The sequence below is a fragment of the Herbiconiux sp. VKM Ac-1786 genome (assembly GCF_015350805.1).
Classification (GTDB): domain Bacteria; phylum Actinomycetota; class Actinomycetes; order Actinomycetales; family Microbacteriaceae; genus Herbiconiux.
The window spans coordinates 269,680-284,287 of sequence record NZ_JADKSG010000002.1; the positions used below are offsets into that span (position 1 = coordinate 269,680).

At 75.1% G+C, this 14,608-nt stretch carries 7 protein-coding genes; all 7 read left to right on the forward strand.

Going from position 1 to position 14,608, the window contains the following annotated elements; translation table 11 throughout:
* Nucleotides 1–166: 166 nt before the first annotated feature.
* The 7 genes from ITJ64_RS12305 to ITJ64_RS12335 all read left to right on the forward strand — a co-directional run bounded on the left by ITJ64_RS12305 (nt 167) and on the right by ITJ64_RS12335 (nt 14,486).
* The gene (locus tag ITJ64_RS12305; protein WP_194681086.1) at nt 167–1,012 is read left to right on the forward strand and encodes a protein phosphatase 2C domain-containing protein; all 846 of its coding nucleotides are present in this window, start codon (nt 167–169) and stop codon (nt 1,010–1,012) included.
* An 8-nt stretch (nt 1,013–1,020) separates the two neighbouring features.
* On the forward strand, nt 1,021–2,496 hold the full coding sequence (locus ITJ64_RS12310; RefSeq protein WP_194681087.1) for a serine/threonine-protein kinase: 1,476 nt from the start codon (nt 1,021–1,023) through the stop codon (nt 2,494–2,496).
* Nucleotides 2,493–8,714, forward strand: a complete 6,222-nt coding sequence (locus ITJ64_RS12315) for an Ig-like domain-containing protein (protein WP_194681088.1) — start codon at nt 2,493–2,495, stop codon at nt 8,712–8,714. Before ITJ64_RS12310 ends, ITJ64_RS12315 begins: the two co-directional genes overlap by 4 nt.
* 18 nt (nt 8,715–8,732) lie before the next feature.
* Complete coding sequence (locus ITJ64_RS12320; protein ID WP_194681089.1) at nt 8,733–9,704, forward strand: MoxR family ATPase; 972 nt, start codon at nt 8,733–8,735, stop codon at nt 9,702–9,704.
* Between the two features lie 245 nt (nt 9,705–9,949).
* On the forward strand, nt 9,950–11,194 hold the full coding sequence (locus tag ITJ64_RS12325) for a DUF58 domain-containing protein (RefSeq protein WP_194681090.1): 1,245 nt from the start codon (nt 9,950–9,952) through the stop codon (nt 11,192–11,194).
* A 128-nt stretch (nt 11,195–11,322) separates the two neighbouring features.
* On the forward strand, nt 11,323–13,854 hold the full coding sequence (locus tag ITJ64_RS12330; RefSeq protein ID WP_194681091.1) for a transglutaminase domain-containing protein: 2,532 nt from the start codon (nt 11,323–11,325) through the stop codon (nt 13,852–13,854).
* Nucleotides 13,851–14,486 carry an FHA domain-containing protein gene (locus ITJ64_RS12335; protein WP_194681092.1) on the forward strand — a complete coding sequence of 212 codons (636 nt, stop codon included), beginning with the start codon at nt 13,851–13,853 and terminating at the stop codon, nt 14,484–14,486. Before ITJ64_RS12330 ends, ITJ64_RS12335 begins: the two co-directional genes overlap by 4 nt.
* Nucleotides 14,487–14,608: the final 122 nt, after the last annotated feature.

Sequence of the window (14,608 nt, forward strand, 5' to 3'; positions counted from 1 at the left end):
CCGTAGTCCACGCACCCGCGTTTCCGCGGCACGGTGATTCGGTGGTCGGGGGTGGGTCGACTATCGTCGGAACCGGCGACGGGACCGTCATCCGCAGCTCGCCACAGACCGAAATAGCACCGGGATCACACCGTAGGGTTCCGGAACGTCGTCAGGAGCAGTCACCGTGACCCAGATCGGTCGAACGAGTGCGCGGGTCAGCGTCACGCGCGACGGCGCCGTGCCCCGCCAGGTCACCCTCTCCTGGGCCGCCATCAGCGACAAGGGCAACAAGCGGGCCGGCAACGAGGACAGCTCGATCTCCGACATCCCGGTCTTCGCGGTCGCCGACGGCATGGGCGGACACTCGGCCGGTGACGTCGCCTCCGCCGCCGTGGTCGACCGGCTCGGGGAGATCGGCGACGCCGTCACCACCGCCGACCGCATCGAGGAGGCGCTCGCCGAGGCGCTGACCGACATCGACCGCGTGGGCGACGAGTCCGTGCTCGGAACGGGCACCACCGTCACCGGGGTCGCGCTCGCCGAGGTGGACGACGACCTCGCCTGGATGGTCTTCAACATCGGCGACTCCCGTGTCTACCTGCTGCAGGACGGCGAGCTGCAGCAGCTCACCGTCGACCACTCCGTGGTGCAGGAGCTCATCGACGCGGGGCTGATCACGCCCGAGCAGGCGGAGCGCCACCCCGACAGCAACGTCATCACGCGAGCGGTCGGGTTCCACGAGCGGCCCATCCCCGACTACTCGACCATTCCGGTGGTCGCCGGGCAGCGGGTGCTGATCTGCTCCGACGGGCTCACCAAGGAGCTCACCGACGTCGGCATCCGGCACTACCTCTCCATCTCGCCCACGGCCGAGCGGGCCGCGAACGAGCTCGTCGCCGCATCGCTCGCCAACGGCGGGCGCGACAACGTGACGGTCGTCGTGGTCGACGTGGAGTCCGACGAGAACGACGGTGCGCCCGCGGGCGACGCCGATGAACGCGCGGGCGACCGCGACGCCTCGCAGCCCTAGGCCGCACCGTGCCGCGCCGCCTCCCCTCGCCGCCCCCCACGCTCCCCGGGTTCACCCCGGTGCGCGTGCTGGGCTCGGGCGGGTTCGCCGACGTGTTCCTGTTCGAGCAGAACATGCCGCGCCGCCAGGTGGCGGTGAAGGTCATGCTGCCCGAGGTCGTCAACGAGCAGGTGCGACGCATGTTCCAGGTCGAGGCCGATCTGATGGCGGGGCTGAGCGCGCATCCGTCCATCCTCACCGTGTACGAGGCCGGGGTGTCGGGCGACGGCCGGCCCTACCTCGTGATGGAGCTCTGCTCCTCGTCGCTCGGTCAGCGCTACCGGCAGGAGCCCCTGCCGGTGCCCGAGGTGCTGCGCATCGGGGTGAAGATCGCGGGAGCCCTGCACACCGCCCACCAGCAGGGCATCCTGCACCGCGACGTGAAACCGTCGAACATCCTCGTCACGGCCTACGGTGCGCCGGTGCTCTCCGACTTCGGCATCGCCCAGTCGACCCGCGGGCGCTCGGCGGGCGCCGACGCCGTGGGCCTGTCGGTTCCGTGGTCGGCTCCCGAGGTCGTGTCCGAACAGACCCAAGGCACCATCGCGTCCGAGGTGTGGGGTCTCGCGGCGACGCTGTACTCCCTGCTCGCCGGGCGCTCGCCGTTCGAGGTGCCGGGGGCGGTGTCGACGAGCTCGTCCGAGCTCACCACCCGGATCGTCAAGGCCAGGCCCGCACCCCTCGGCCGCCCCGACGTGCCGGCCTCGCTCGAGCGGGCTCTGGTCCGCGGGATGTCGAAGAGGCCCGGCGACCGCCCCGCGTCGGCGCTCGAGCTGCTCCACGAGCTGCAGGCGATCGAGACCGAGCTCGGCCTCGCGCCGACGGGCGTGGAGGTCGCTCGCGCCGAGTGGGCCGTCGAGTACGACCGTGACCGGCCGAACGGGCTCGACCGCGCCGACCGCACGCAGCTTGCCGCGGGTCCCACCGAGGCGAGGCGCCCCCGTCGCGCGGGAGGGGGCGTCGACGCCGACGGGTCCACGGGAGGACGGAGCTCCGGTAGCCGCTCGGCAGGAGGTGACCGCGCGGCCGCCGGACGTGGGGGCGCGGGTACTGACGCAGGCAGGGGTGCCGGCACCGTCAGAGGGCGCCGAAGGGTTCGCCGCCCGGCCTTCGTGGCCGGCGTCGTGATCGCCGTGGTCGTCGTCGCCGGGGGAGCGGTCGCCGCCGGCCTGGCCATGCTGCCGCGGGGCGACGACCTCCCGCGGGTCGGCGAGATCACCACCGAGGTGGCCGACGGGCGCATCCTGTTCCGGTGGAACGACCCGGGCCTCACCGAGGGCGACAGCTTCCGCGTCGACACCTCCACGGGGGAGACCTCGGTGCAGCGCAGCAGTGAGTTCGCCGCGTTCCCGAACGACACGACACCCGTCTGCATCACCGTGACGGTCGTGCGCGAGGGCCGCTCGGGCGACGCCGGCGCCGAGACGTGCGCGAGCCTGCCGTGAGATCGACCGGGAGCGGCACCGAGCTCCGCCGCCGCTCTCTCGCCGCGAGCATCGGCGTCGGTGCGCTGATCGCGGCGGTGGTCGCGGTGACCGCCGTCGTGTCCACGGGGTACGACGCGCAGAAGGTCGACCTCGACGACGCGGCCGTCTGGGTCACGAGCGACCTGCACCAGGCCGTCGGTCGCGCGAACCCCCAGGTGGGCGAGCTGAACACGGCCATCCGCATGGAGTCGGGGTCGCTCTCGGTCGCGCAGTCGGGGCAGCACGTCGTCGTGCTCGACGAGGGCGGCGGGGAGGGCCGGCTCGTCGACACGGCGTCCGCCGAGGTGTCCGACACGTTCCCGCTGCCCTCCGGCGACGTCGAGGTGGCGCTCGCCGGAAACACCGCGGTCGTCACCGCCCGGGCCTCCGGCGACGTCTGGATCATCCCGGTCGCCGCCCTCGCGACCTTCGACCCCGCGAGCCCGCCCGACCTCACGCTCGGGGTCGGCGGCGCCACGGCCGTCACCGCCGCGGGCACCGTCGTCGCGGTCTCGGCGGCGAGCGGCTCGGTGCAGAGCGTCGACCCCGACGCTCTGGCGCGCGGTGAGAGAGCGGATGCTCGAGCCCTCGACGTGACCCCCGACGCCGACCTGGCGATCAGCGCGGTCGGTGACCGCTGGGTGGTGCTCGACCGGTCCGCGGGCCGCCTGATCACCGCCGAGGGCAGCGTGCCCGTCGATCTCGGCACCGGGTCGGGCGCAGGAGATGCCGGCGGATCGCCACCGCCGGGCGACCAGCCGGCCGACTCCGTTGATCAGGGCGGAGCCGATGCCTCCTCCGGCTCCGGATCGAGTGCGGTGGGTGCGGGTGCCGAGCCGCCCGCCACCTGGCTGCAGAGCCCGTCGGAGGGCGCGGACAACGTGCTGGTGGCGACACCGGCGGCTCTCCTCTCGGTCGCACTGGCCGACGGCGCGGTGGAGGTGCTCTCGGACGGCCACTCCGGCACCTCGACCGCTCCGGTGCAGATCGACGGCTGCTGGTTCGCGGCCTGGACTGACGGCCGCACCTGGACGGGCTGCGACGACCGCGCCGGCGCCGACGACGACCGGGGCGACGGCGGCAGCACGATCGGCGGAACGGGTCTCGCCGACGGCGTCGGCTTCACCGCGGTCGACCCAACAGCCGCGCCCTCCCGCCGCCCCTCGGCGGCCGCAGGCGGCGCCGACGGCCGGCTGCCCGGCGCGGCCTCCGGAGACCGCCTCGTCTTCCGCACGAACGGCACCGGCGGCGTGCTGCTCAGCGACGCGGCCAGCGGCCGCTCCTGGGACGTCACCCGCGGCAACGCCCCCATCGACGACTGGGACGCCCTGCTCCCCGACACCACCGCCCGCCCCACGAGCACCGAGGTGGCCGCCGACGTCGACGAGGCCCCCGACCCCGACCAGCAGCCACCCGTCGCGGCCGACGACGAGCTCGGCGCACGCCCGGGCCGCTCGGTCGTGCTGCCGGTGCTGCAGAACGACGTCGACCCGAACGACGACGTCATCGTCATCGATTCCGTCGCCCTGCCGGAGGGCGCGGGCTTCACGGTCGACCTCGTGTCCGACGACCAGCAGCTCCAGCTGACGACGCCGGCGGGCGCGAGCGGTGTGCTCGAGTTCGGCTACACGATCTCCGACGGCCACGGGGGCACCGACGACGCCGTGGTCCGGGTGACGCTCCGCGGCGACGACGAGAACTCGCCCCCGGTGCAGAGCACGCGCGAGCTGCTCGACCTCGGTCTCGGCGGCCGGGCGGAGCTCGATCTCCGCGGCGACTGGTACGACCCCGACGGCGACGCCTTCTACCTGCAGTCGGCGACGATCGCGGCGCCCGACACCGTCAGCTGGACCCCCGAGGGCATCGTCACCGTCACCGACGCCGGCGCGACCACGGGCACGAAGGAGGTCACCGTCACGGTGGGCGACGGTGTCGCCTCGACGACGGGGTCGTTCACGGCCGAGGTGCACCCGCCCGACCAGGTGCCGCTGCGGGCCGAGGGCTTCGTCGTGCTCGCCCGGGTGGGTCAGGCCGTCGAGGTCTCACCGCTCGCGCACGTGACCGGCGGGGGCTCCGGGCTCCGGCTCGCCGGGGTGCCCGCCCGCGAGGGGTTCGCGATCGTCCCCGACTTCGCCGGCGGCACCGTGCGCATCACCGCCGAGGCGGCGGGGTCCACGATGCTCGACTACGCCGTCGGCGACGGCAGCCGCAGCGCGGCCGGCGTCATCCGCGTGGTGGCGACCCTGCCCCCCGACGCCAACGCGCGCCCGGTCACCGTGCCCCACGCGGCCTTCGCCCGGCAGGGCGCCGAGGTGCCGGTCGATGTGCTCGCCGGCGACTTCGACCCGGCGGGCGGTGTGCTCATCGTCACCGGCGCCGACGGCGCGACCGATCCTGCCCTGCGCGTCGAGGTGATCGAGCAGCGGATGCTCCGCGTCACCCTCACGGGCCCGCTCACCGGCGGGCGCGCCACCGCCGGCTACATCGTCACCAACGGCTTCACCGCCGCGCAGGGCACGGTCACCGTGGTCGAGATCCCCGAGCCCGCCGTGCGTCAGCCTCCGACCGCCGTGCCCGACCGGGCGGCGGTGCGGGTCGGCGACGTCGTCGACATCCCGGTGCTCGCCAACGACGTGCACCCCGACGGTGACCGGCTGAGTCTCGACCCCGAGCTCGTCACCGCCCCGGCCGCGGAGGCCGGACTGCTCTTCGCCTCGGGCGACCGCCTTCGCTTCCTCGCACCCTCGACACCGGGTGACGTGACCGCCGTGTACCGGGTCGACGCTCCTGACGGACAGTGGGCGACGGCGTCGGTCACCATCAGCGTGCGTGAGGCCGATGCGACGGTGAACGCCGCCCCGGTGCCGGCGCTCGTCACCGCGAGGGTGATCGCGGGCGAGACCGTGCGCATCAGCGTGCCGATCCAGGGCATCGACCCCGACGGCGACTCGGTGCAGTTCCGCGGCATCGACTCGACGCCGGCCAAGGGGCAGGTCGTCGAGACGGGCCCCGACTGGATCGAGTTCGCCGCCGGCGAGTACTCCTCGGGCACGGACGTGTTCGGCTACACCGTCGTCGACCGCCTGGGGGCCGAGGCGAGCGGCACGGTGCGGGTGGGCATCGGCCCGCGCCCCGACGGTGCTCGAAATCCGGTCGCCACGCCCGACGAGGTGCGAGTGCGACCCGGGCGCACGGTCCTGCTGCGGGTGCTCGACAACGACTCGGCTCCCGGCGGCAGCCCGCTGAGCATCGCGGCCGTCGAGCCGCTCACCGGTCTCGGGGGAGCAGCGGTCGGCGGCGGGCCGGCGACCGCGTCGGCCGGGGAGGCGGTGGCGGCGGTGACGATCGAGGGTCGGCTGCTGAGCATCCGTGCGCCCGACGACCCCGGCCGCTACAGCGTCATCTACACGGTCGCCGACGACCAGGGCGGCACGGGATCGAGCTTCGCGACGATCGACGTCGACCCCGACGCCCCGCTCGCGCGACCGGTCGTCGACGACACGGTGCTCACGCTCGGCGACATCCTCGACCGCACCGAGGTCGACGTCGACGTGCGGAAGAACGTGTTCTTCGCCGAGGGATCGCCGAGCGACCTCGCCCTGACCGTGCAGGATGGCTTCTCCGACACCGCTCGCGTGGTGGACGGCCGCGTGCGGGTGCGGATCGGCGGGTCCGCGCAGGTGATCCCGTTCACCGTGGCCCATCCCGACGACCCGGCGGTGCGCTCGTCGGGCTTCGTCTGGGTGCCCGGCACCGACGACGCCCTGCCCCAGCTGCGGCAGGGGCTGCCGACGCTCGAGGTCGTCTCGGGAGCGCTGCTCGAGGTCGACGTGAACGACGTCGTCGTCGCGGTCGGCGGCCGCCCCGTGCGGATCACCGACCCCACCGCGGTGCGCGCGACGCACGCCGACGGCGGTGCCCTGGTGATCGGCGACGACACGCTCGCCTTCCGCAGCGCCGACCGCTACTTCGGCCCCGCCTCGCTGTCGTTCGAGGTGGCCGACGGCGACGGCCCTTCGGCCCGGCGGGCGACACTGGTGCTGCCGATCACCGTGACACCGCGCGAGAACCAGCCCCCGGTCTTCGCCGGGGCGGTCGTCGAGTTCGAGCCCGGTCAGCAGAAGGTCATCGACCTGTCCCGGCTCACGACCTCGGCGACACCCGGCCCGCTCGCCTTCGCGCTGAAGGGCACTCCGCCGAGCGGGTTCGAGGCCGTGCTGATCGGCGGCGCCCTCACCGTGACTGCCGCGCCCGGTGCCCCGATCGGCACCGCCGGTGAGCTGAGCGTCGAGGTCACGGCGAACGGCGACGGCACCGCCACCACGACCGGGCGCATCGCGGTGTCGGTGGTGCCCTCGACCCGTCCCCTCGCCGCGCCGGCGCCCGACGCGATCGTGGCGCCCCGGGGCCGTACCACCACGGTCGACGTGCTCGAGAACGACGCCGCGACGAACCCGTTCCCGGCCACGCCGCTGCGGGTCACCGCCGTGCGGGGCCTCGACCGCGCCCGGCTCCCCGCGGGGGTGAGCATCGCGACCGGCAGCGAAGGCACCTCCGGCAGCGTGCTCGCCATCACGGTCGCCCCCGACGCCCCCGCCGCCGACATCGCCGTGCAGTACCAGGTGCTCGACGCGACCGGTGACCCGTCCCGCGCCGCCTGGGGCACCGTGCGCATCTCGGTCGCCGATCGGCCGGCTCCCGTGACCGGCCTGTCGGTGACCGGTTTCGGCGATCGCAGCGTGCGGCTGGCGTTCTCCCCGGGTCCGGCCAACAATGCTCCCATCAGCGGCTTCGAGATCGAGGCCCGCACCGCCGCCGGGGAGGTGACGACGACCCGGTGCGCGAGCACGAGCTGCGACGTCGGCACCCCGGGCAACGGGCCGGGCTCCGCCGTCACGCTGAGCGTCTCGGCCGTGAACGCCATCGGTGTCTCGGATGCGCGGAGCTACTCGGCCCCGGTCTGGTCCGACCTGCTGCCGTCCGCACCGGGCACCCCCGAGCTCGCCCCGCTCGACGGCGCCCTCGTCGTGCGCTGGGCGCCGGCCACGGTGCCCGCCGGAGGCTCGGCCGTGCGCCAGTACGACGTCACGGCGAACGGGGTGTCCGCCGCGACGGTCGACGCCGCGAGCTGCGCGGGCGACGGATGCTCGACCACGATCACCGGCCTCCAGAACGGCTCCTCGGTCGACGTGGTCGTCACCGCGCGGAACGGCGCCTACCCACCGCTCGCGGCCTGGCCGTCGGCCGGTGCATCAGGCACGCCCTACGGGGCGCCGGCCGCATCCGCGATCACCGCGGTGGCCACCCCGGAGGCCGGCCCCGGAACCGTCGTCGTCAGCTGGCCGGAGTTCGAGGGCAACGGCAGCGCGGTGGCCGGCTACTACGCCCAGGCGCTCCGCCCGGGGGCCGGTCAGCCGACCGGGGCTCAGGCCTGCTCGGTCTCGACACCCGCGCCGGGCCGGCCGACGGCACCCGTGGTGGGCGGCGACGTGCTCGTGCAGCAGGCGCTCGGCGCTGGCGCCGGCTCTGCGACCTTCACCGGGCTGACCGACGTCGACGCGGCCTACGGCTTCGTGGTGTGGGGCTACAACGCGGCCGGCTGCGTCGCCTCGCCGGTGGCGGCGGCGGTCGCCTATCCGAGCCCGGGCCAGGTGCAGGCGGGGCAGGTCTCGGTCGCCATGGTTCAGACGGGCACCGAGTTCGACGCGCAGGTGCTCGCCGCGCCGGTGTCGGGCACGCTCTCGGGAGACACCCGCTACCGGGTGCGCCGGGTCGACGCCGGAGGGTCGCCGACCGGGGAGGCGCAGTCGTTCACCCTCGGCGGCTTCCCGCGCTCGCTCACGGGCGGCGCCTTCGGTGAGGCGTACCGCTTCCAGCTGCAGGCCTGCAACCGCTGGGGGGCGGCGGAGGTGTGCGGATCGTTCTCCGACACCGTCACGGCGCCCGAGCCGTCGCTCACCTTCGCCTTCGACCGAGCACCGAGCTACGACGGCACCCGCTGGACCTGGGCGGGCGAGCCGGTGAACGGAACCCTGACGCCCGGCTACACCTGCGGTACGGGGGCGATCACCCCCGAGGGGGAGCCCGGCGGGCAGATCGTGCTGCCCGGTTCCTGCACCCCGGCGACCCCGGCGGCCCCCGGCGACGCCGGTCTCGCGGTGCAGATCGGCGACCACCACTATGTGTACCGTGGCTAACAGAGAGGCAGCACCACGATGACGATGACGAGCGAACAGGCGGCCCGGTTCGCCGACGTCTTCGACCGCCTCACCGCGACGATCGAGCAGACGCTGCACGGCAAGGCGCACGTCATCCGACTCGCGCTGGTCGCCCTGTTCAGCGAGGGCCACCTGCTCCTGGAGGACGCGCCGGGAACGGGCAAGACCTCGCTGGCGCGGGCGATCGCCGACAGCGTGCGGGGCTCGTCGAGCCGCCTGCAGTTCACGCCCGACCTGCTGCCCGGCGACATCACGGGTGTCAGCGTGTACGACCAGCGCACGGGTGCCTTCGACTTCCACCCCGGGCCGGTCTTCGCCAACGTGGTGCTCGCCGACGAGATCAACCGCGCGAGCCCCAAGACCCAGGCGGCGCTGCTCGAGGTGATGGAAGAGGGGCGCGTCACGGTCGACGGGGTCTCCCACCCGGTCGGGGAGCCGTTCATGGTGATCGCGACCCAGAACCCGATCGAGCAGGCGGGCACCTACCGGCTGCCCGAGGCGCAGCTCGACCGCTTCCTGATCAAGACGTCCATCGGCTACCCCGACCACGCGACGACGCTGCGCATCCTCGAGGGAGCCACCGAGCGCGCCCACGGCGAGGCGAAGCCGGCGGTGATCACGGCCGAGGGCGTCACCCTCCTGGCGTCCGAGGCCCGCTCGGTGCACGTCGACGCGGCGATCAACGACTACGTCACCCGCCTCGTGCAGGCCACCCGCGACGCCGAGGAGACCCGGCTCGGCGGCAGCGTGCGCGCCGCGCTCGCCCTGGTTCGCGCCAGCAAGACCTACGCGGCGTCCGACGGCCGGCACTACGTCGTGCCCGACGACGTCAAGGCGCTCGCGGGCCCCGTGCTCGCGCACCGCCTCGTGCTCGACCCCGAGGCGGAGTTCGACGGCGTCACGGCCCTCGGCGTCATCTCGCGTGTGCTGCTCGACGTCGCACCTCCCGGGGACGCACCGGGGGCATGACCGGTCGACGACCCGGCCCCGGCCGCCCCCGTGGCCCCGGCCGCTCCGCCGGCCCCGGCGGTCCTGGCGCAGGCGACCCCGGCACAGGCAACCCCAGCGACCCCGGCGGGCCTCGCACCGGCGACCTCGTCGGTCCTCGCACCGGCGGTCCCGGCGGCCCCGGTGATTCCGGCTCTGGTCGTGGGGTCTCCGGCTTCGGTGGCCGGTCGACGGATGCTCGGCAGCCCGATTCCGCCGCGCCCACCGTGGCCGCGGTCCGTCCGGTCGCCGTGTCGGCCGCGGGGTGGGCCGTCGTGGCGGCCGCCGTCATCGGGCTCGGGCTCGGCGTCGCCCTCGGCTGGACCGAGTTCGTCGTCGTCGGCCTCGCCGCCACCCTGCTCGCGGTGGTCGCCGCCCTCTTCCTCGTCGGCCGCAGCTCGGGCGGGGTCGACATCTCGGTGCTCGAACGCCAGGTCGTCGCGGGCGGCACGGCGACGGTCGTCGTCCGCGTGACCGGCGACGGCGATAGTCAGAGCGGTGGTGGTCAGAGCGACGGAGGCGGTCGGGGCGGGCGGCGCCAGCGCGGCAGAGCGCAGCGGGGTCAGGATGCCGAGCTGCCCGTGGGCGACGCGGTGGCGAGCATCCGTCTGCCGCCTGTCGCAGCGGGGGAGTCCCGCGAGGTGCGGCTGCCGGTGCCGGCCGGGCGGCGGGGGATCGTGCAGCTGGGGCCCGTGACGCTGGTGCGCCGCGATCCGTTCGGGTTCGCCCGGCGCGAGTCGCCGCGGAGCGGGCGGGCGGTGCTGTACGTGCATCCGGCGACCGCTGCCCTCACGGTCTCGACGAGCGGACTGCTGCGCGATCTGGAGGGCATCGCGACCCCCGACCTCACCGACAGCGACATCGCGTTCCACGCACTCAGGCCGTATGTGGCGGGGGACGACCGGCGTCACATCCACTGGAAGAGCACCGCCAAGACGGGCAGCTTCCTCGTGCGGCAGTTCGAGCAGACCCGGCGGAGCCACCTGATCGTGCTGCAGTCGCTCGCGCCCGACGACTACGCCTCCGACGAGGAGTTCGAGCTCGCCGTGAGCGCGGTCGGGTCGATCGGCACCCGGGCGATCGCCGACGGCACGAGCCTGTCGGTCTTCGCCGGCGCTCCACGCACCCGCGGTGAGGCGGGCCGGCTGCGATCGCGGGGGCGGCGGGAGCTGCTCGACGACCTGAGCGGCATCGACGAGACGCCCGGTGCCGCGTCGGTCGCCGCGCTGGCCCGCGTGGTCGCCGAACAGGCGCCCGACGCCTCGCTCGTCTTCGTGGTGTGCGGGTCGACCGTGCCTGCCCGCCGCCTGCGCGCCGCCGCGTCGCACTTCGCGCCGGGGGTCGAGGTGGTCGCGGTCGTGGCCGCGCCCGAGTCCCCGGCCACCGTCGTGCGCGTCGGTGCGCTGCGGATCATGCGCATCGGCTACCTCGACGACCTCGTGCGGGGGCTGACTCGGGCGGTGGGCGCATGACGGCGATATCCCCGGTCGGAACTGTCCCCACGCCCTCGCCGCCGTCGGTGGCGCCGCCGTCGCGACGGCCTCGACGCGGGGGCGGGGGGCGCGCGGCCGCCCGGAGCATCCGGAGCCGCGCAGCCGGGATGGCGCTGCTGCTCGCGGTCGCCGCGGCGGCCTGGTGGCCGGTGCACGAGTCTCTGTCGTTCGTGCTGGCGGCGGGTGTCGCGATCGTGGCGGGGGTGGCGATCGGTGCGCTCGGTGCGGCGTTCAGGTGGAGCGGGCCGGTCGTGCTCGGCGCGACCGTCGTCGCGTGGCTCGTGCTCGGAGTGCCGTTCGCGGTGCCCGGCAAGGCGCTCGGCGGAGTGCTGCCGTCTGGCGAGGGCCTCCTCGACCTGATCGTCACCACGGCCACCGGCTGGCACCAGCTCGTCACGATCGAGCTGCCCGTCGGCGACTACCAGGCGCTGCTCGTCCCGGTGTTCTCGCTCACCCTCGCGGCGGCGGTCGTCGGCACCACGATCGCCACCCGCACCTCCCGCCCGGCGGCCGCGCTGCTGCTGCCGACGGCGGTGCTGGTCGCGGGCATCGCGCTCGGCTCCGCCCGCGGATTCGCGCCGGGTCTCGTGGGCGGGGCTTTCGCGGCCGCGTCACTGCTCTGGCTCGTCCTCGTCAGGCCCCGCCCGGAATCGCTCCGCGTGTCGCCCGGTTCCGGCTCGGGTGGGTCGGCGTTGGGGTCTGGCTCGGGTGGGGAGGTGTCGGGGTCTGGCTCCGACAAGTCGTGGCCGCTTCCGGGCTCCGGCGCGGTGGGGCCGCGGCGGAGGTCAGGCGCGACGGCGTCGGACGGGCCGGCGTCGCACGGGCCCGCGTCGGACGGGCCCGCGTCGATTGGCCGTTCGCCGGAAGTGAGCTCGGGGGCCGGGGGAGCTCGGTCGCGGGGGGTCGCGGTGGCGCTCGTCGCGGGGGCCGCGGTGGTGGCCGTGCTCGCGGTGGGGGCGCTTCCGGCCCCCGACCGGATGGTCGCCCGGGAGGCGGTCGAGCCGTCGTTCGACGCCCGCGACTACGCCAGTCCGCTGTCCGGGCTGCGCGCGCTCCTGAAGGATCCCGCGGCCGACGCGACCCTGCTCACCGTGACCGGCGCCGAGCCCGGATCCCGCCTCGCCCTCGCCCGCCTCGACGCCTACGACGGTGTCGTCTTCACGGCCGCCGGAACCGACACCCCGGCCGTGTGGGCTGCGTCCGCCGGGCCCGTCGACCGGTTCCAGCGGGTGACCGGCCGCCTCGGTGCGACCGGCGACGGTGCTCTCGACGACGGCACGAGCGCAGGGGCAGGGGCAGGGGCCGCCGGCGGCGACGTGTCGGTCGCGGTCGAGGGGTACTCGGGGGTGTGGGTGCCGCTGCCCGACAGTGCGTCAAGTGTCGAGTTCAGCGGTCCCGACGGGGCCGCGCTGCAGAACGCGCTGTTCGCGAGCACTCGGCTGGCGACGGTCGCCGATCTCGCGGGCCTGCGCGCGGGTGACGGGTACACGGTGACGGGCGCGGCCTCCGCGCCGTTCGCCGACGCCGACTCGCTCGCCGAGCTCGAGCCGGGCGCGGCGGCGACTCCCGCGGCGACGGCTCCGGATGCGCTGTCCGAGCGACTCGCGGAGTGGGCCCCCGACTCGCGGCCGCCGGGCGAGCGCCTCGCCGGCATCGTGGCGGGACTGCACAGCGGCTACCGGTCGGGAGCGCCGGGCGACGAGGGTTTCAGCCGATCCGGACACGGGGCCGACCGCCTCCAGGAGCTCCTCACCGCGTCCCCCATGCTCGGCGACGCGGAGCAGTACGCCGCGGCTGCCGCCCTGCTCGCGCGGGCCGCGGGCTTCCCGTCCCGCGTCGCCGTCGGCTTCGTGGTGCCGTCGGACGCCGCCGACACCGCGTCGACGCCCGCAGCCACCGCGCCGGCTCCCGCCGACGACGCAGCCGACGTCGGCATCGTCGTCCGGGGGCGCGACGCGACCGCCTGGATCGAGGTCTACACCGCCGGCGCCGGCTGGGTCGCGATCGATCCCACGCCCGAGCTCCGCCCCGTCCCGCCGAGCGCGCTCGAGGACACCCCCACCTCGGTGCAGCCCCCCGAGGTGCTGCCGCCGGCCTCCGAGGGGCTCGACGACGACGCCAGCGGTACTCCCGCGCAGCAGAGCGACGACGAGCCCGACCCGCGCACGGAGGACGCCGGCCCGCTGCTCGCGATCGTCCTCGGCGCGGGCCTCGGCCTGGCGGTGCTCGCGGTGCTGCTGGCGCCGTTCCTGACGGTGCTGGCGCTGAAGGCGCGACGGCGCGGACGCCGGCGGAGCACCGGCAGCGCCCGAGCGCGGGCCGCCGGCAGCTGGGCCGAGCTCGTCGACACCGCCCGTGACCGGGGCGAGCCGCCGCCGCCCCGGGCGACTCGGCGGGAGGCCGCGGTGGCCCTCGACTCCGAGGGCGGCCTGCTGCTCGCCGAGCGCGTCGACGCCGCGCTGTACGGCCCCGGCGAGCCCACGGCGGCCGAGCTCGACGCCCTCTGGGCCGCATCGGATGCCGAACGCCGACACCTCCTCGCCCGGGAGGGCGGGCTCGCGCGCCTGCGGGCCCGGCTCTCGCTGCGGTCGCTCCGCACCTATCATGGCAAGGAGATGAACAGGCGGACCGAGCGGTGAAGTGCAGAACCTGCGGCACGACCCTGAGCGCGGGCGCCGTGCTGTGCGGAGAGTGCGGAACCTCGGCGATCGCCCCGCGCCCCACTCTCGGCGACACCGCCCGGCACGACCGCCGCGCCCTCCTCGAGGCCCTCGCGGCCGAAGCCGCCGCCCGCGCCGCGACCCCGCCGCCGGCCCCCGAGCGACCTGCCCGCGAGCAGCCCGCCTCCCGAGCAACGCCGCAGCCTCAGCAGCAGCCCGCCCCCCGGGCAACACCCGAACCGCCGGCGCCCACCCCGTTCACCCTCGTCTTCAGCACCGGCGAGAGCATCCACGTGCACGGCCCGGGCCTCGTCGGCCGCAACCCCCAGCCCGCCGACGGCGAGCACGTCGACTACCGCGTGCAGCTGATCGACCCGCAGCGCAGCGTCTCGAAGACGCACCTCGCGTTCGACGTGACCGGCGACACCCTCGTCATCACCGACCGCCGCTCCTCCAACGGCACCCGCGTCGTCACCCCGCCCGACCCCGAGGCGGCCCCGGGCGACCCCGCCGGCCGCGCGCGCAGCGCCGAGCTGGAGCCGGGCGTTCCCACCCCCGTGCCCCGCGGCAGCCGGGTCGGCATCGGTGACGAGTGGTTCGACGTGCGCTGACCGCGACCCCGCGACGCCGCTCCACCTGCGGAAAGAGCGGTCGAACCCCGCTTCGGACACTGATTTCGTAACGAGTATGTTTCCGAGGCGTGTTTTTCGTCGTTCTCGCTAACCCTCCGCAG

What these genes read in the sequence shown, in the direction of transcription:
- ITJ64_RS12320 (WP_194681089.1), top strand. Translation starts at nt 8,733, where the DNA reads ATGACGATGACGAGCGAACAGGCGGCCCGGTTCGCCGACGTCTTCGAC.
- ITJ64_RS12330 (WP_194681091.1), top strand. Translation starts at nt 11,323, where the DNA reads ATGGCGCTGCTGCTCGCGGTCGCCGCGGCGGCCTGGTGGCCGGTGCAC.